Origin of the sequence: Halorubrum tropicale (genome assembly GCF_001280455.1) — an archaeon.
In the GTDB taxonomy this organism is placed as follows: Archaea; Halobacteriota; Halobacteria; order Halobacteriales; family Haloferacaceae; genus Halorubrum; species Halorubrum tropicale.
This window is the reverse complement of record NZ_LIST01000005.1, coordinates 1-16,650: the sequence shown is the minus strand read 5'-3', so window position 1 is coordinate 16,650 and position 16,650 is coordinate 1. Positions and strand designations below refer to the sequence as shown.

Annotated in this window: 12 protein-coding genes and 3 pseudogenes; 8 read left to right on the top strand and 7 right to left on the bottom strand. The window is 58.1% G+C overall.

The features are described 5' to 3' along the window. Positions 1 to 26 precede the first annotated feature (26 nt). Positions 27 to 386, bottom strand: a complete 360-nt coding sequence (locus AMR74_RS18560; protein ID WP_137705250.1) for a universal stress protein — start codon at positions 384 to 386, stop codon at positions 27 to 29. A 12-nt stretch (positions 387 to 398) separates the two neighbouring features. Here AMR74_RS18560 and AMR74_RS12430 point away from each other — a divergent pair. The 4 genes and pseudogenes from AMR74_RS12430 to AMR74_RS12415 form a co-directional block, all read left to right on the top strand. Continuing rightward, positions 399 to 1,055: pseudogene (locus AMR74_RS12430) on the top strand (arsenic resistance protein); the annotation flags it as partial. 142 nt (positions 1,056 to 1,197) lie between these two features. Next, positions 1,198 to 3,267, top strand: a complete 2,070-nt coding sequence (gene nasA / locus AMR74_RS12425; protein ID WP_053772388.1) for an assimilatory nitrate reductase NasA — start codon at positions 1,198 to 1,200, stop codon at positions 3,265 to 3,267. 516 nt (positions 3,268 to 3,783) lie between these two features. Next, positions 3,784 to 5,082: an MFS transporter gene (locus AMR74_RS12420; protein ID WP_053772387.1), complete on the top strand. Its 1,299-nt coding sequence runs from the start codon at positions 3,784 to 3,786 to the stop codon at positions 5,080 to 5,082. 445 nt (positions 5,083 to 5,527) lie between these two features. After that, positions 5,528 to 5,806 carry an amphi-Trp domain-containing protein gene (locus AMR74_RS12415; RefSeq protein ID WP_053772386.1) on the top strand — a complete coding sequence of 93 codons (279 nt, stop codon included), beginning with the start codon at positions 5,528 to 5,530 and terminating at the stop codon, positions 5,804 to 5,806. Positions 5,807 to 6,312: 506 nt separating this feature from the next. Here AMR74_RS12415 and ppk2 read toward each other — a convergent pair. Next, the gene (gene ppk2, locus AMR74_RS12410) at positions 6,313 to 7,203 is read right to left on the bottom strand and encodes a polyphosphate kinase 2 (RefSeq protein WP_053772385.1); all 891 of its coding nucleotides are present in this window, start codon (positions 7,201 to 7,203) and stop codon (positions 6,313 to 6,315) included. 841 nt (positions 7,204 to 8,044) lie between these two features. Between ppk2 and AMR74_RS12405 the strand changes: the two genes are divergently transcribed. After that, positions 8,045 to 9,514: an orc1/cdc6 family replication initiation protein gene (locus tag AMR74_RS12405; RefSeq protein WP_369333404.1), complete on the top strand. Its 1,470-nt coding sequence runs from the start codon at positions 8,045 to 8,047 to the stop codon at positions 9,512 to 9,514. Positions 9,515 to 10,205: 691 nt separating this feature from the next. Here AMR74_RS12405 and AMR74_RS12400 read toward each other — a convergent pair. From AMR74_RS12400 to AMR74_RS12385, 3 genes and pseudogenes are all read right to left on the bottom strand, one after another. After that, a complete protein-coding gene (locus tag AMR74_RS12400; protein ID WP_053772384.1) occupies positions 10,206 to 10,529 on the bottom strand; it encodes a hypothetical protein in 324 nt (107 codons plus the stop codon). 199 nt (positions 10,530 to 10,728) lie between these two features. After that, positions 10,729 to 12,221: pseudogene (locus AMR74_RS17325) on the bottom strand (RNA-guided endonuclease InsQ/TnpB family protein). A gap of 159 nt (positions 12,222 to 12,380) precedes the next feature. Next, on the bottom strand, positions 12,381 to 13,181 hold the full coding sequence (locus AMR74_RS12385) for a hypothetical protein (RefSeq protein WP_053772381.1): 801 nt from the start codon (positions 13,179 to 13,181) through the stop codon (positions 12,381 to 12,383). A 115-nt stretch (positions 13,182 to 13,296) separates the two neighbouring features. Here AMR74_RS12385 and AMR74_RS12380 point away from each other — a divergent pair, with 115 nt between their 5' ends. Next, positions 13,297 to 13,785: a winged helix-turn-helix domain-containing protein gene (locus AMR74_RS12380; protein ID WP_053772380.1), complete on the top strand. Its 489-nt coding sequence runs from the start codon at positions 13,297 to 13,299 to the stop codon at positions 13,783 to 13,785. A 62-nt stretch (positions 13,786 to 13,847) separates the two neighbouring features. Here AMR74_RS12380 and AMR74_RS19885 read toward each other — a convergent pair. Next, positions 13,848 to 14,033 (bottom strand): annotated as a pseudogene (locus AMR74_RS19885) (type IV toxin-antitoxin system AbiEi family antitoxin domain-containing protein); the annotation flags it as partial. A 106-nt stretch (positions 14,034 to 14,139) separates the two neighbouring features. On the opposite strand from AMR74_RS19885, the gene AMR74_RS18550 reads away from it, so the two are divergent. Both AMR74_RS18550 and AMR74_RS18545 read left to right on the top strand, forming a co-directional pair. Next, complete coding sequence (locus AMR74_RS18550; RefSeq protein WP_139043004.1) at positions 14,140 to 14,541, top strand: hypothetical protein; 402 nt, start codon at positions 14,140 to 14,142, stop codon at positions 14,539 to 14,541. Then, positions 14,538 to 15,752 (top strand): polymer-forming cytoskeletal protein, encoded by a 1,215-nt coding sequence (locus tag AMR74_RS18545; RefSeq protein WP_139043003.1) that lies wholly within the window; start codon positions 14,538 to 14,540, stop codon positions 15,750 to 15,752. Before AMR74_RS18550 ends, AMR74_RS18545 begins: the two co-directional genes overlap by 4 nt. A gap of 665 nt (positions 15,753 to 16,417) precedes the next feature. Here the strand turns inward: AMR74_RS18545 and AMR74_RS17310 are convergent. Next, positions 16,418 to 16,650 (bottom strand): transposase (locus AMR74_RS17310; RefSeq protein ID WP_139043002.1); only part of this gene is annotated, 233 nt, incomplete at its 5' end.

Here is a 16,650-nt window from a genome sequence, read left to right as displayed (position 1 = left end):
CGACAGTCGATAAGCCGACGACTCCGTCACCGGACGACGGTCACGGGAACGGACGACCGACGAACTATTTTTTCCGCGATGCTCCCGAGCAGGAGACGCGAGACGCCCTCACGGCCGTGGCTCCCGACGACGACGTGGTCCACGTCGTCGCGGGCTGCGTGGTCAACGACGGTCCGGGCGGGGTGACCGACCTCGTGGACCGTCCGAACCGTCGTGTCCGACGCCCTGGGCACCTCGAAAGACGTGAACACCTCCTCGGCGCGTTCAGCGGCCAGTTCTGTGAGTTCTGTGTCCGTGCCGAAGGGGTCGGGTGCCTCGTAGCCCGCCTCTCCCGGGTCGTAGACGAACAGGACCGTCACCACGTCGGGGTTGAAGCGGTCGAACACGACCTCCCGAGGATGACCGCCGCGTGGACCGGGCTCGCCGACGGCGACCTTGAGGCCGCGCTGGTCGCGATGGACGTGAACCTGCTCGCGGCCGTCGCCATCCTGCCGGCGTACCTCTCGATGCTCGTGCCTGCCTCGGTCGCGTTGCACCCGACGGCGCTGTACCACCAGCTGGCACAGGTCGTCGTGCTCCCGATGGTCGCCGGGAACCTCACGCGCCGCGTGCTGCTCCGACAGTACGGCTCCGACGGGTTCAAGCGACTCAAGCCGACGTTCGGCGGCCTGAGCTCCGTTGGCGTGATGTTCATCGTCTTCATCGCGATGACGATGCGCTCACAGAGCATCCTCGCGGACCCCGTCGCCTCTGCCAGCACTATCGTCCCGCTCGTGTTCTTCTACGCCGTTCTCCTCGCAGTCGGCGCGGGACTCGGGCGGGCGCTACTCGACACCGAGCGTGGCATCGCGCTGGTGTACGCGACGAGCATGCGCAGCCTCTCCATCGCGGTGGCGATCGTCGTCGCGGCCGGGTCGGTGCCTGCCGAGGCCGTCCTCCCCATCGCGCTGGCGTACATCCTCCAGCCGCCGCTCGGCGCGGTGTACATGCACTACCGCCGGGACGTCGTCGGGGAGGGGCTGAGTCTCCGGGAGGCGGTCGCGGAGATCGTCTGACGACGCGCGATCCTGACGGCTTTCGACGGGTTCAGGACGCTCGACCTGCGAGGTATAGTGTGCTCAGTATGCGACGCCGACCGCGGTGCGGCCCCCGTCCTGTGGCCACTGTCGTGGCGATGGCGGAGGGTGATCGGGACGGATGAGTGAGTGGACGCCAACGACCTGTCTCCGGTGTGCGGTCGGTTGCGGTCTTCAGCAGCACGGCAAGGACGGCCGCGGCCTCGTGGCTGTCCGCGGCGACCCGACACATCCCGTCACACGGGGCCAAGCCTGCCGGCGTGGAATCGACGAGACGGTCTCGGGTGGCGAGCGCGTGACGCGCCCGCTCGTCCGCGACGGCGGTGACCTCGTCGCGACCGACTGGGACACCGTGCTGGACATCGTAGCCGAACGCTTTGGGACCGCACTGCGGGCGAGTCGCGACGGCGTGGCCGTGCTCGGCAGCGGCCAACAGACGAACGAGGCGGCGTACGCCCTCGGCAAACTCGCCCGCGGTGGTTTCAGAACGCGCTACTACGACGCGAATACGACGCTCTGCATGGCCTCGGCGGTCACGGCCTACCACCAGACGTTTGGGAGCGATGCGCCGCCACCGACGTACGACGACATCCCAGCGGCGCGTACACACCTGATCTGGGGAGCGAATCCGGCTGTCGCTCACCCGGTCCTGTACCGGTGGATCGCGGAGAGCGCCACCGACCCGGACAGTCGGCTCATCGTCGTGGACCCGGTCGACAGCGAGACGGCTGAGGACGCTGACCGACACGTGCGGCCCAAGCCAGGGACGGACTTGGCCCTCGCGCGGGCCGTCCTAGCGGCTCTCGTCGAGGCCGACGCCGTGGACGAGGAGTTCGTCGGGCGAGTGACGACCGGCTTCGACGCGCTGGCGGCGCGCCTCCCGTCGGTGAGGGCGGCCGCTGACACCGCCGGCGTGACTATCGAGACGGTCGCGGCTCTGGCCGAGGCGTTCGCCGACCCGACGCTCGTCTACTGGGGAATGGGCGTCAACCAGAACGTCCATGGGACCGCGACGGCGCGAGCGTTGATCGACCTCTGTCTCGCGACGGGCAACCTCGGGCCGGGGAGCGGTCCGTTCTCGCTGACGGGGCAGGCGAACTCGATGGGCGCGCGCGTCTGCTCCGCAAAGGGCACCTGGCCCGGACACCGTCCGTTCGAGGACTCCGACCACCGTGACGCGGTCGCGGAGACGTGGGGCGTCACGGCCGCCGATCTGCCGGCCGACCCCGGACCCGGTCCGGTCGGCGTTGTCGACGCACTCCGGGACGGGCCGGTCAACGCCACCTGGACGGTCGCCACGAACCCCGTCGCCGGGATGCCGGACGCGTCGGTCGTCCGGGCGGCGCTCAAGGACACGTTTCTCGTCGTGCAAGATGCCTTCCGGACCGAGACGGCCGACCTCGCCGACGTCGTCCTCCCAGCGGCGACGTGGGGAGAGTCAGAGGGGACTGTCACGAACATGGAGCGGACTGTTTCACGGGTTCGGGCAGCGACGGCGCCGCCGGGGGCCGCCCGACAGGACATCAGGATCATCGCACAGATTGCCAATCGGATGGGGCTGTCACTCTTCGAGCACACGACTCCAGATCCCGAGGCGGTCTTCACAGAACTGGCAGCGCTGACGGCCGGGACGTCTGCCGACCTGTCTGGTATCACCTACGAGCGTCTGGACACCGACGGGGCCGTCCGGTGGCCGGCGCCGGATGGAGAGACGCAGGGGGGCTACCGCTACCTGACCGACGGGGACTGGTCGTTTCCGACGCCATCGAATCTGGCACACTTCTCGAGAGGAACACACGACGACCTCGCAGAACCGACAGACGAGTCATACCCCCTCACCCTCACGACTGCCCGCCGGGCCGACGCGTACAACACCGGCGTGCGAACCCGAGCGGACGAGGCCGACCCCCCGGTCGCACGGATCCACCCGAAGACGATCCGGGCACACGCCGCGTCGCTCGAGTCGAATCGGGCAGTGGTCGAATCACGCCGGGGGGCTGTCGAGAGCCGAGTCGAGCGAGACGACGCCATCCCGCCGGGGATGGTCTGGCTTCCGATCCACCATCCGGCGGTGAACAAACTCACGCTCCCGGTTGTCGATCCCGAGTCGGCCGAGCCGAACCTCAAACAGTGTGCTGTCGCTGTCTCGCCGCTCGAGTCCCGTGCGGACGACAGCTCACGGCCGTCGTGAGACGCTCCGAGCCACCGATTCGACCGTCAGGTTGTTTCTCGCCAGACGGACACGTTACCGTCTCCGACGCAGAGAAGCGAGCCGAATGTCGTCTGGCTGGCTGGACGGACACACACGTGTCGGAGCGAGCGCCGGGACCCACGTGAGACTGGCGCCGACGAGTCGGGGAAGTGACCGGACAGTGGGACGTGACTGGAGGTGGCCGACACACTGGTCGCAGTTCCGTCCGGTTTTTGTCTCGCTAGCACTTCAGACAGTCCTGTACCGGAGAGAGTACTCGTATTCCGATTGTAGGAGTGTCGCCACCGAAACCGAACCGCACACGCACCGCTTTGCACACACGATGTCGGACATCGAACAGGACCGAACGACGAGACGTATCGAACGGGAGACGACACGACAGAGCGATGCTGTCGACCCGACTAGCGAATGTGCGACGGCACGGCGTCGGCGGCCAGCAGGTCCATCTGACCGCAGCGCGGCAGGGGGTGGCCAGCAGTGAAGAGTCCGATACGGATGACGAAGTACCGGACCCTCCTGCTGGCGACTGTCGGGTTCAATTTCTCGTTTCTCATCTGGTTCTCTTTCGCACCGTTCACCGGACCGATAGCCGAGGAGTTCGGCCTCACGGTCACCGAAATCGGCGTATTAGCGAGTGCAGCAATCTGGTTGGCGCCGTTCGGTCGAATCCTGACTGGCTGGCTTTCTGACAGGTTCGGTGCACCGGTCGTGTTCGCGATCGTCCTCGCGTACGTCGGCGTCTTCTCGATTTGGAGTGCGTTCGCAGCGTCGTACGCGGTGTTCTTCGGCACGCGACTGATCGTCGCAACGGCCGGCATCACGTTCGTTATCGGCATCCAGCACGTTTCCGAGTGGTTCGTCGAGTCGGAACTCGGTACCGCAGAAGGGGTCTACGCAGGTATCGGGAACGCCGGGGCCGCAGCAGGCGCACTGGTCTTGCCCCGCGTGTTCACCGCCGGCTGGAACGGCCCGCTGTTCAGTGCGAACTGGCGGGCAGCGTTCTTCTACACCGGCGTCGTCTCGATCTTCCTCGCGGGCGTCTACTACGTCTTCGGCGAAGCGGCTCGGTCAACCGAGAAACGGAGGGCGACGAAGCAGAGAGCGACGCTCCGAGAGTGGATTTTCACTGCCACGCGATACGGCACTGTCGTGCTGGCGCTCGCCTACGTTATGACGTTCGGGCTCGAACTGTCGATGAACGGCTGGCTGGCGACCTACTACCGGGAGGGATTCGACACGCAAAATCTCGTGATCACATCGACGTTCGCGGCGACCTTCTCCATTGCGGCTGGCCTACTCCGCCCCATCGGCGGCTACGTCAGTGATCGACTGGCGCGGGCAGAACGGAACATCCTCCCGGTGTTCACCGGTCGCTACCGGGAGCAGTGGACGTTCTTCTCGCTGTGTCTCGTCGTCTGCACGATGCTCGCGATGACGCTTGCAGGGCTACGTGGGACGATCCTGCTCGCCGTTGGCGTCGGCTTTCTCGTCGGGATGGCCTGTGCGTTCGCCGAGGGAGCGATCTTCGCGCAGGTGCCGGCGATGTTCCCGAACAGTTCTGGCGCCGTCGCCGGCGTGGTGGGCGGGGTCGGGACAGTCGGCGGCATCGTCTACCCGCTCGTGTACGCCGCACCGGTGCTGCCGAACCTCCATGTCGGCTACGCACTCGTCGCCATCTCGATGGTGCCCATTGTCGCCCTGACCGCGTGGGTGTTCCAACCGGACGTCGCCGAACGCGCGAACGAGGACGGCCTCGTCGGCCGGCGTGACGCGCCTCGTGTCACTGACGATTGAGGAGTTCATCTCGCACCCTGCATCACCACGGATTCACAGCCGTACGCTGGCGTCGATCAGGGAGACGCGAGTGAGTCGTCTGCCTCTTCCACGCTCTCGTCTCCGTCGTCTCCAGTCTCGACCGCTTCGATGACGTAGCCTGCGATGCCGGCTGCGGCCAGCCCGACTCCGAGTGCGCGTATCTGGCGGAGATACGAATCACGAAATCGACCGAACCCGGCGCACCAATCTCGGAGTCAGGCCGGCTGTGACTCCAGTTTCTTGTAGTCGATGTAGTCCGCACCCCGGAGGTGTTCAAGGAGGTTGATTGCAGCGGAATGGGCGCTGGAAGCACAGCCAGCCTGCTCCAGCATCGACCTCCTCCCGCGCTTAGAGAGATGCGTCAACTGTGGCATGGGTTGCACAGATACTCACACTCAATACCCTGTCCATCGTAGCTTAAGGAATGGCCGAAGAAACACTGTTCGAATTCGAACGGAACATGGACACAAGTGAAGTTGCACAGTACCTTCGAACGGTCGCAGACCACTTGGAGTCCGGTAATGAATTCACTCTCGAATCCGGTACCGAGTCGGTGACACTCACTCCCCCGAGACGCGTCGAGTTCGAGGTCGAGGTCGAACGCGAAACGTCGAAGTCTGGGGGATCAGCGGAGATAGAACTCGAGTTCGAGTTGGAGTGGGACGAAGACGGAACTGGCACTGGAGATCTCAATATCGGGTGAGGAATCTCTTACAAGCCGAAATCAATACGATGTTGAACACGTGGCACAGAGCATCGAAGCGAGAGGTGGCCTGAACACACCCCGCCTGTATCGGGCGAGGGTTTGACATCCTCTCCGCCCTGAAGGGCGAAGATTCCCACGGCCCCGCGCCGCTGGTTTGGGGTATTTATGATTTGTAGCTGTCCCGATGACGGCTACTGGCTGTGCCAATCAGCCGTTACTCCTATCCCGGCATGGGATTCAGAGGTACTTCTTATTGTACCCAAACACTACAACAGAAAGGGGTACTTTCTGTGTGTGTGGTCGGGAATTCCGATATTGTCCGATTAAGTGGGCGGATGGACCGCCTCGGATGAGTATTAATACGACGACCACTCAGTTAAAACACCCGGCCAGAAGTTCGTGGTTGCTGTAGAGAATTGTCGGATTCATCTCCGCGCTGAAGCGCGAGGCTTTCTCCTTGATTCTCCGTAAAGTGGCAACCGCACGACACGAGACCCGCGCGATCAGGATCGTTCGACGTCGACTGCCGATGGGTTTGACCCATACAGTGCAGGCACCCAGTTCTGGCCGTCGATCGCCGGGCGTTCGTAGTTGGGATCCTGCTGACGGTCCGGCAACTCGGTCGGCCCAGGCATGGTGTCCTCGTACTCGATCTGTGAGAGGAGGTGACTGATACAGTTGAGCCGGGCATGTTTCTTGATATCCGCGTCGATCACGTGCCACGGCGAGTTACTCGTATCCGTGTGAGTGAACATCGCGTCTTTTGCCCGCGAGTACTCGACCCACCGCTCTCTGGCTTCGAGGTCGATCGGGCTAAGCTTCCAGCGACGTTTCGGGTCGTTACTGCGCTTCTGGAAACGTCGTTCCTGTTCCTCATCGCTGATCGAGAACCAGTACTTGATGAGAATGATCCCCGAGCGCATGAGCATCCGCTCGAACTCGGGGGCTGACCGGAGGAACTCTTGGTACTCTTCGTCGGTACAGAAGTCCATCACGCGCTCGACAGTCGCACGGTTGTACCAGCTCCGATCGAACAGCACCATCTCACCGGCCGCCGGAAGGTGCGCTACGTAGCGCTGGAAGTACCACTGACTCTGCTCTCGTTCGGTGGGCTTGCCGAGCGCGACGACTTTCACCACCCGGGAACTCGTCCGGCGAGTGATTCGGTGGATCGTTCCGCCTTTACCGGCCGCGTCTCGACCGTCGAAGAGCACGACGGCCCGGAGTCCCTGCTTTTTGACCCACATCTGGAGCCTGACGAGTTCTTCTTGAAGCCGCTCGAGTTCCCGCTTGTAGTGTTTTTTCTTAATCTTGCCACTTTTCTTGTAGAGATTCTCCTCGTCGACGGTGGTCAGCACGGATTCCTCGGCCGGTAACACCGGGTGCTCGGTCATGGGAGCTGCCGCTCCTCGTCTCCGCCACCGATCGTTGATGCGTACATGTAAGAGTATCAATGGTAGTAATAAATAAACCCCTACCCCCACGAAACGCAGGTCGCTTGGCCGACTGTGCGGTGTTCAGAGTTGTTTTATTTCGTATTGACTCAATCGCACGGTCTAAAATGAGCGGCTCGATCTGATAATAGAAGACCAGACGAGGGACTGTCTTCACCTCACCGGACGGCAAGGCGGACATCTTTCGACGAGCTCGACACGATGAGACACACACCCCTCTATCGATGTGTTCTAACTGAGTAGGCCAAACGGCGAAGAAGATCGATTCTCTGCTACAAACCTCGTGTTCGGCAAATAATGTCGATAGCGTCTCTCGATCCCTGGATGATCGTGTTCAAGCCGAGTGTACTTCTGTCGGTGTTCTGGCGACACATTGTCGCTGGCCGAAACACATTGAACACATCGATAGAGGGGTGTGTGTGTTTGTGTTGTTAAAAGAAGAGAAGAGAAGAGAAGAGAAGAGAAGAACCGACTCAAAATGAGTGATTATGAGACAATGAGAACGTCCCTTCTCTGTTCTAAGCCGATACGAGGGCTGTATCGTCCGGTTAGCTCAGACAAGGTCCCGTCACACCCCCACCCCGTGAAGACTTCGAACACATCGATAGAGGGGTGTGTGTCTTCGACCGCGTGTTGCGAAACACATCGTCATCGGCTACGGCCAGTTAACCCATTCTCACGGATATCATGCGGTTAACCGGTTATTGCAGGTTTCAAACGGCTAATCACACTTCGATAGAGGTGGGGAACCTTTTTCATACAGGCGCGTATCAATTGGCCTATGGGTACTGACGACTCCGATGATCCCGCGGAGGATCCGGGACCGTCGGAGGACGAGATGACGGCTCAAGCTGACCTGTCGAGTATGCCGCAGCCGGCGTCATCGCGACAGGCGTCATCGTCTCACGTCACTAACGGTGATTCACAGCCTGACGAAGGAGCAGATTCCGAGGGGTCAACACAGTCGATCGAAGATATGCTCCTCGAGTTTGACGATCAGGAGGGGCTAATTCGGGACCGAGAGCTACTCGATCCGAATTACGTTGTTGAAGAGGATCGCATCGTGGGCCGTGATGAGCAACTCCAGGAAGTCACCAAGATGCTTCGGGTTGCGCTCGGGGATAACCGACCGCCAAACCTGTTCCTCTACGGCCCGTCTGGAACAGGGAAATCGCTAATTACGAAGGCAGTTTGCCATAATATCAGCCATATCTGTGAGAGCCGCGATATTCGGTTTGGCACTGTTGAAGTGAACTGCCAGGATTTGGACACGCTTGGTATCGCCGTGTATGAACTCGTTCAGCAGGCTGCTGATGCGGCAGGTGTCCCTGTTGAGGTGCCAAAACACGGCGTGGCAACGAAAGAGAAGTGGGATGAGCTCTACCGGATTGTCAACGAGCACTTCGACTCTGTTGTGTTTGTCCTCGATGAACTGGACATGCTCGTTGGCCGGCGAGACAAACAAGAACCTGCGTTTTCACGGCTCCTGTATCAGCTCTCCCGGGCAGGGGCAAACGACGAACTGGACGCGTACATCTCCGTCGTTGCTATTTCAAACGACACGAAAATGATGGAATCTGTTGGGAGTCGCGCTGTCAGTTCGTTCACCCCAGAAGACGTCCATTTCGACGACTACGACGCAAACCAACTCCAAGCAATTCTTCGACGGCGTCAGGATGCGTTCCATGACGACGTCGTCGACGATGATGTGATTCCACTCGCAGCGGCATTCGCGGCACAGACGCATGGTGACGCGAGGAAGGCTATCGATCTCATGCGGGTTGCCGGCGAGCTGGCTGAGCGTGAAGGCGACAACCGCGTTAGCGAAAAACACGTCCGTACCGCACAGGAGAAAGTCGAGAAGAATCGGGTGTTAGAGGTCGTTCGTGGTATCAGTACACAAAAGAAGCTCTGTCTGTACGCAACCGCGGCCGTTGCGTCCCAAACTGACGGCGGGAGCGCCAGGAGTACAACCGGCTATCGTGTGTATCAATACCTGACTGACGCCATTGACGCGGATCAGTACCACCAAGAAACGTACGTCAATAAGATGAAAGAACTCACGACGTACTCACTGGTCGACTTCGAGCGACGGAGCCATGGACCTAGCTCGGGGATGTTCCTTGAGTTCCAGTTTGGCGAAAGTCCAGGGACAATTCTCGAGACACTCCGTGAAGATTCGCGTATTGAGGCGATTTCTGAAGAGGAGGTCACCTCTGTGGTAAAAGCGCAGATCCGGAACCAGACGTGAACCGCCTCGGGGTCAAGCCCCGAGGCACTCGCCTTGCTTATTTGTAGACATTTCAGTTACTGGTGTGGCCTTTTGAGGCCACGGTGTTACCTGTTTTATGACCATTTTCCATTGTTTCTGATAGACACCCCTCTATCGATGTGTTCGGTGTGTCGACTATCGTGCTCTCCCACCCTGCATATGACAACTTTCCATTATTTCTGATAGACACCCCTCTATCGATGTGTTCGATGTGTCGGCTATCGTGCTCTCCCACCCCGCACATGACAACTTTCTATTATGTCTGATAGACACCCCTCTATCGATGTGTTCGATGTGTCGGCTATTGTGCTCCCCACCCCCTGAAATGAAATTTTTCCATGGTTTCCGATATACACCCCTCTATCGATGTGTACTCGGAGTTTGTTATCAGGCCTTACTTGATACCTGAGTTACTCATACACGGGTGTTAAGTGATTTTCTATGGTTTCCGATAGACACCCCTCTATCGATGTGTGATTATCCGCGAGAGCCGCCAAAACGAACATATTCGGCGGATAAATATCACGTGCTCACCGACACCACCATCCCTCTCGAGTTGAGCGACGGCCATACGAACTACTCGGTCAGTAGCTGTATCGATTTGTTCTCCCTACCCGATCCTCGTCGACACCCCTCTATCGATGTGTACGGGATTAGGGGACAGGAGTGGTCACTCGTCGGGGTCAACCGGCCCTTTATACTTTGACTTCACTGAGTTTCCGTCCCGCCACTGCCAGTAGTAGTAGCGGTTGTCGTTGATCTCCTTGATTGTAATCGTGGCCTTCGAGGGGACGTCATCCGGGAAGTCGTCGGGTTGCTCGTCCCTTTCGGCATCATCGGACTCTTCATCGACAGCGACCCTACGAGCCTTGTGCGCTGCCAAGGCCTCGGCGTAGCGTGCGACGTACCGGAGTTGTTCAGGCGAGTACCTGTTGAGTGTGTCGACCATCTCTGTTGAGAGGTCAGTTGGTGGCGTTGGTGGCTTGTGGGACATCTGCGATCTAGTGTTAACCAACAAAGCGCGTATCGGCATAGATTTGTTGGTTAATCGGATATCGACTCGTCGCGGATTGAAGAGCATAAATAGCAAAATATCGATAAATAGCAACTCGGGAACGCTGTCGATGTCAAACCAACGGCATTGACATCCTCCTCCGCCTGAAGGCGGAGGAATCCCGACCGCAGTTGGGATATTACGGTTTGGAGTCTACCACTTGTGCCTGCGGTTGGAATCCGGTGGACAAGTCATACAGGTAGACTCCGGGCTGTGCCAACCAGCCGGTACTCCTATCGTCGTCCAAACTGGCCGAAGACTCGGAGTTACTTTGATTGACGCTCTTATGAAGTACATTGTTGGTGAGAACTCTCCGGATTGATGAATTCGGTAGATCGATTCTTTTACCCTGTTTTATTCCCGTTCTGGTGAGTCCAGACGCCGTGTAGAACTACGACAAGATCGCCCGACAGCTCGACACCAACAATGTTCTACGCAAGAGCGTTGATTGATGTCGACGCGGATGTTCTCCGCCCCATTTACGTCAGCGTTGAACGCGTCGTCGTGGTCTTCACACACGTACAAGCCACGCTCAACACGCTGACTCTCGTCTTCCCTACCGCATACACAACACGTCTTGCTCGTGTCGCGCTCGTCCACTTCTACGACCTCGATCCCCTCGACTTTCGCCTTGTATTCGAGGATGTTTGAGAACCTGTCGAACGCCCAGCCGTGCAGGTCGAGATTGCCGTGACTCCCCCAGTTTTTCGACTCACCGTTTTCATCCTCACGGACACCAGCGAGTTTCCCGATGTTGATTCGACCAACGTCGTTCTCGATACATCGTTCTACGATGTGCTTCGCTAAGGCGTGGAAGAAGTGGGTTCGGCGCTCCGACCACTTCTTGTGTAATCGAGTTGCACGTTCACCGCCCGAGTCGTCGCACTTGGCGAGTTCTTTGGGGAAGTAGTACCCGCCTTGTTTCAAGCGGTTGCCGGGGTAGAGGTCGGCTTCCTCAGTGCTGTATGCGACCGCCGCGAAGTTACAGATGCCGAGGTCAACACCCGCCGACTCGGTACCGGGAGCGTCGGGTGTCTCGATCTCGTCTTTGCAGACGAGATGTAGTTCCCACCGCTCCGTCGCCTTATCGTAGACGGCGCGGACTTGTTGCAGGTTCTCGACATCGACGCCGGGGCGCGTTTCGTATTCGACAAGGATGTATTCCCACGCTTTCGGGTGGTCCTTGTGATTCGCGCCCTTGGATAGGCGGACACGGTTGTTTTTCGTGTCGTGTCGGATGCCGTTTTGTTTCCACGTCACCGTCGAACGCGGGTGTTCTTCGTGGACGCGACGACCTTGGTCGTCGTAGTAGTTTTGTTTACGGTAGCCGGGTGGATTCGCTTGACTGTCAGACTTACTCTTTTCGCACCACGAGTTGAAGGCTTCAGCGAGTTCCTCCAGAACGCGCTGACTGGACTGCGAGTGCAGTCCCTTGTATGTTGGATGCGTCTTCAACTCGTCTTTGAGGTCGCCGTGATCGGGGATCTCGCCCGTCTCCTCCCACACGTTGCGAGAGTGGTAGTTGGCGACGTTCCAGAGTTTGCTGGCCGACCACCCATGCCGGTCAAGTGAGTCCTCTACCTGTGAGCGGTTGAGGATTTTCGCCTGATGGGTACGATGGACTTCCAGCATTCTGAACGTCTGTATAATAGCTTATACGCGTGTCATTTGTAAAGGTTCAGTTTGAGAACAGTGGAATATCCGGCCCTGCTATCGGCGGTGGGTTGTGGAGGAGTTGTCGGATTCATCCTGACGCTAAAGGGTCAGGTATTCTCCTCGATTCTGTATAATTCACTGGCCCTCATGCTCTTCCCACTCCGGACGAGGTGTCGGGGACGGGAGTTCGTCTACCAGAGTTCGGAGTTCGTCCTCTGTCGTCCACGGGAAGCACCGTTCGTTGAGTTCGAATTTGCGGAACTTGTTGAGATGGACCCAGCTGTATGTTACTGGCTCTCCGCCCTCATTTGTCCGGTCGTCGATCACATCCCACACCTCTTGTTCGTCGATGTCAAGACCGCTCTCTTGGGCGCGATCAACGAGCGACTCGACTTTTGCTTGGACGTCATCCGCCGCCAAATCGTCTGCGAACGCACTCTCAAGGGCGGCCTGAACGATGTGCTGTTTCGAGTCAAGGTTCTCGTCAGTCACCCACGCGTAATCACGTGGGAACACGTACGACTTGTTGAAATACGGTGGGTCATCAATCTCGCCCAATTCAGGCGCCTCCCCACCACTCTCCTTCTCAAAGACCCCAACGATGTAGTCGCTATACGTCGCGAGCAACGAAAACATGATATCGAACGTATTGAGGCGGTCAGTCGGAAGTTCGAGGAGATCACCCATGATGAACGGATAGGCACCGAGCTGCTTCGTGAGTTCGTTCTGGACGGCGCGAAGCCGGCGGATATAGGGGTCGCGATAGCTCCCCAAGATGAAATACGATGTCCGCTGACTCCAGAGATACGGCAATTCACGCTGGGCAAACCGCCAGATTTCCCGATTCTCTGCAGGCTCAACTTTGATGCCGCCGACGGCTTCGTGAACAACGGTCATAATCTCCCCAGCGTCCGGCGGCGGGCTTGGGTCGGTCATTAGCTGCTGATTCAAACCACACCAGCTTATCGCTTCTGAATCACTTTGATATTTTCCAAATTAACCAACTTGGTTGACCCTAACTGTTATGGCGTCCTCCCTCGTACCAGCACGTATGAGCGAAACCGACACTGGTGCGGCCGATGCAGGGCCGTTCGCGGAACAGCAGCGGCTGTTCAAGCTGCTGTCCCAGGATACGCGCCATCTCATCATCCAGGAGCTGCTGGGCCATCCCGCCCATCTAATGTCGCTCGCCGAACTCGAGTATATGACCGGGAAGAGCCAGGCGGCCATCAAAGACCAGTTGGAGACGTTGATCGACGCCGGGCTCCTCGCACGCTACACGTACGACCCAAGCGAGGGGACACGTGACCTCCCCTCCCAGTTCTACGGATTCACGGAGCGGGGCGTCGAGGTCCTCCACGACTACAAGTATCTCCGTGGGCTTCCGGTCGCACGCGCGCTCTACGAAAACACGCGCAAGACCGAGAAAATCGAGCGCCACGAATCGGCTCCTCGCCCGGAGCTTCCGGATGCCGTCGCGGAAGCCCTCGAGTTCGACGAGCCCGATCTCGAGGCCGTCGATGGTGGCACAAACCCATAGTTCGTCGTTGAACAGCACCGTTCTCGACGCTGCAGAGAAGGTACGCCGACTTCGTACCCAGGTCAGGACTCCGTGGGCTCCAGCATGGCCGGCTCGACGTTGATCCGGAGGCGATACGTACTGTCGGTCGACCCGGTGTCGGGTCGCGTCGGGTCCAGTGAGGAATACCCACTCGTGAACGACGCGACGAGTTCCTCGCGGGCGGGGAGGTCAATGCCGAGCTGGTCGGCGAGTTGACATCCTCTCCGCCCTGAAGGGCGAAGATTCCCACGGCCCCGCACCGCTGGTTTGGGGTGTTTATTGAACGTCAAATCTCAGTACCAGATTTAAATGCTTAGCAGATAGTGACTTGGTATGGCTGGAGTTCAAGCAATCTTGCTTGCTATCTGCTTCCCAGTTCTTGCGATAGGACTCCACGAACTGACCCACCTAGCAGTCGCCCGGATTGCCTGCCCGCTTTCTATTGAACAGACCTCATGGGTCCCGTTCCGGCTTCGCCTTGACTTTGAGAGACTGCCGGCAAAAGCCACACTCCGGATGATTGCACTTGCCCCTCTATTTGTCGGCGGCGGGGCTGCTGTCATCGCTATTCAAACCGGCATTTGGCAACAGATTAAAATCGCCGATCCGTACTATCTCCATCATCTTATGATAGCGTACTGGTTCCTCTATATCATTCCGAGCCCTGCAGATATTCGACTAGCCATCTGGCCGTCGGTAGAAGACACACAGCGTGTTCAGGTGAATCCACGATGAGTGGACGCTTAATCAGCACATCAGGAGTGGACGACAATCGTGCTGTCGCGCCAGTCATCGGGGTCGTTATTCTGTTTGGGTTTCTGATCCTTGCTCTCTCACTGTATCAAGTAGAAATCGTTCCACAGCAGAATGCGGAGACGGAGTTCCAACACTCCGGAGAGGTCCGCAACGATCTTGTTGAGCTCAGAGCGGGTATTCTACAAGCTGGCAGTATCGACCAGCCACAGTATCAGACAGTCCAGCTTGGCACTGCCTACTCAACCCGTGTATTCGCAATAAATCCCCCAGCGCCAGCTGGGACAATACGGACTGTTGAGGCACCGCCTATCACAATTTCGAACAATAGTGGTACACCTGAAGGGAATATAACAATTCCAACACGATTTGTCGAGTATCGCCCCGGGTACAACGAGCTTGACCGATCGCCGACGTGGTATGACGCATCGGTGCTTTACCTTGATGCTCGTGACGAGGGGGGTAAAATCGCGGTTATTGAAGATCAGGCCCTCGTCAATGGCAGAGAGGTACAAATTACGGCTCTCCAAAGAGAGTTTCGCCGGAGCGGGACCGGCCAAGTTACTCTAGAACTCCGCCCAGCTAAGGATGTCACTGATGATGTTCCTGAAGGTAATCTCACCGTCACTGTCCCGACGCGGTTGAGCAGTGGGGAGTATTGGGACGCTGCTGACATCCCAACTGGAGTCTACGGCGGCGTCAGCGCCCCGAACGACGATGGTGTCCACAACCTAACGCTTGAGACGACCGCCAGTAACTTGACAGTGGACACGGTCGGCGTACAAGAAGCACCAGAAGAGCCGACTCAGAATAATAATGCACAGATTGGTAGCGATGGTGGCGATGGTGCGACGGATGGTGGCGATGGATCAGACACTGGAGTTCAGTGTGTAGCCGGGGGATATGATGTCAATTCAAATGAAAACGGAGACATTGCTTACACTGGAAGTGTGAATGTTAACGCAAAACTTAGTGGGGATGTTGTTGCTGGAGGTAGTGTGATTATAAACTCGAACGGCAGAGTAGAAGGGAACATTCAGGCTGGTGGTTCAGTTACAGTAAACTCGGGCGCGAGGGTGACTGGAAATATCATTTCTGGTGGAAATATAATTGACAATAACTCTGGTCGCGGTAACGGGATACAAGGAGATACTAACGACAGCAACCCCGGTTACGCACCGTGTAATAACTAAAATTCGCTAGTTTCTCTCGGTCGTAACTGCTGATTCGGTTTCTGAAGCAAAATGGACGTGACTAGCGCATCCGGTTCACTTGGTCAAACAGAGACAGCCGCCCACTCTATTGAGATGCCGTCAGTCCAGACCAGACACGAAACAGTCGCTCATGTACAGGGTGGGCACTAGACGCAGGCGCTCTTACTCTGTGTCTAACTGGCTGTCGGTCGGCGGAATCCCGATACGATTGGTCGTGGTTTCCTACTTTCGACGTACCCCTTGTCAAACTTGAGGCCAATCTCTTCCGGAACATGCAAAACGGAAGCAGAGAGTAGATACCTGCCTGCCGCATCGTCGCGATCATCCATGGCATGAAGTGTTGGATATCTTACAACAAAATAACGAGAACAGAATTATCGGCTCTGCTGAAATCCTATTGCTTGAACACATTATAGTCTGAAACAGCCGGTCGATGAAGAATGCTTACTCAGCGGTCAGTTGGTCTCGTTTTGTGTAGAGAGTGAGAGCGATATAACTGCCAAATACCGCGTGTGCGGTTCGCAGTGTATCTGTCCCAATCATCTCAGAATACCATGTGAGGGCTAAGACAAAGAACACGCTGTATAGGAGGCAAGGAAGGGCAATATATACTGTAAGCGCTCTTCTGTAGCACATTGTTGATTTCAGAGAGTGGCTTTGACGGCGTGTTTGAGCGCTTTTCGTCCGGGTTTGCGGTAGAGTTCTCGTCTAAGTTGGAACGCTCGGAGATACTGTGTGAGGCGATCTTTTGAGATGCCTCGATGCGGCGAGAGCCACCGTCGCGCCAGCGACGCGTGGCTCTCGCAGGTGTTCACGTGGACCTCCTCGTCGGCGTACTCACCGTCTCCGTGAACGACGTATTCGCGGTCGAATTTCT

Excerpts from the sequence above, each read along its gene's own strand:
- nasA (WP_053772388.1), top strand. The coding sequence starts at position 1,198 with ATGAGTGAGTGGACGCCAACGACCTGTCTCCGGTGTGCGGTCGGTTGC.
- AMR74_RS12420 (WP_053772387.1), top strand. The coding sequence starts at position 3,784 with ATGACGAAGTACCGGACCCTCCTGCTGGCGACTGTCGGGTTCAATTTC.
- AMR74_RS12415 (WP_053772386.1), top strand. The coding sequence starts at position 5,528 with ATGGCCGAAGAAACACTGTTCGAATTCGAACGGAACATGGACACAAGT.
- ppk2 (WP_053772385.1), bottom strand. The coding sequence starts at position 7,203 with ATGACCGAGCACCCGGTGTTACCGGCCGAGGAATCCGTGCTGACCACC.
- AMR74_RS12405 (WP_369333404.1), top strand. The coding sequence starts at position 8,045 with ATGGGTACTGACGACTCCGATGATCCCGCGGAGGATCCGGGACCGTCG.
- AMR74_RS12400 (WP_053772384.1), bottom strand. The coding sequence starts at position 10,529 with ATGTCCCACAAGCCACCAACGCCACCAACTGACCTCTCAACAGAGATG.
- AMR74_RS12385 (WP_053772381.1), bottom strand. The coding sequence starts at position 13,181 with ATGACCGACCCAAGCCCGCCGCCGGACGCTGGGGAGATTATGACCGTT.
- AMR74_RS12380 (WP_053772380.1), top strand. The coding sequence starts at position 13,297 with ATGAGCGAAACCGACACTGGTGCGGCCGATGCAGGGCCGTTCGCGGAA.
- AMR74_RS18550 (WP_139043004.1), top strand. The coding sequence starts at position 14,140 with ATGGCTGGAGTTCAAGCAATCTTGCTTGCTATCTGCTTCCCAGTTCTT.
- AMR74_RS18545 (WP_139043003.1), top strand. The coding sequence starts at position 14,538 with ATGAGTGGACGCTTAATCAGCACATCAGGAGTGGACGACAATCGTGCT.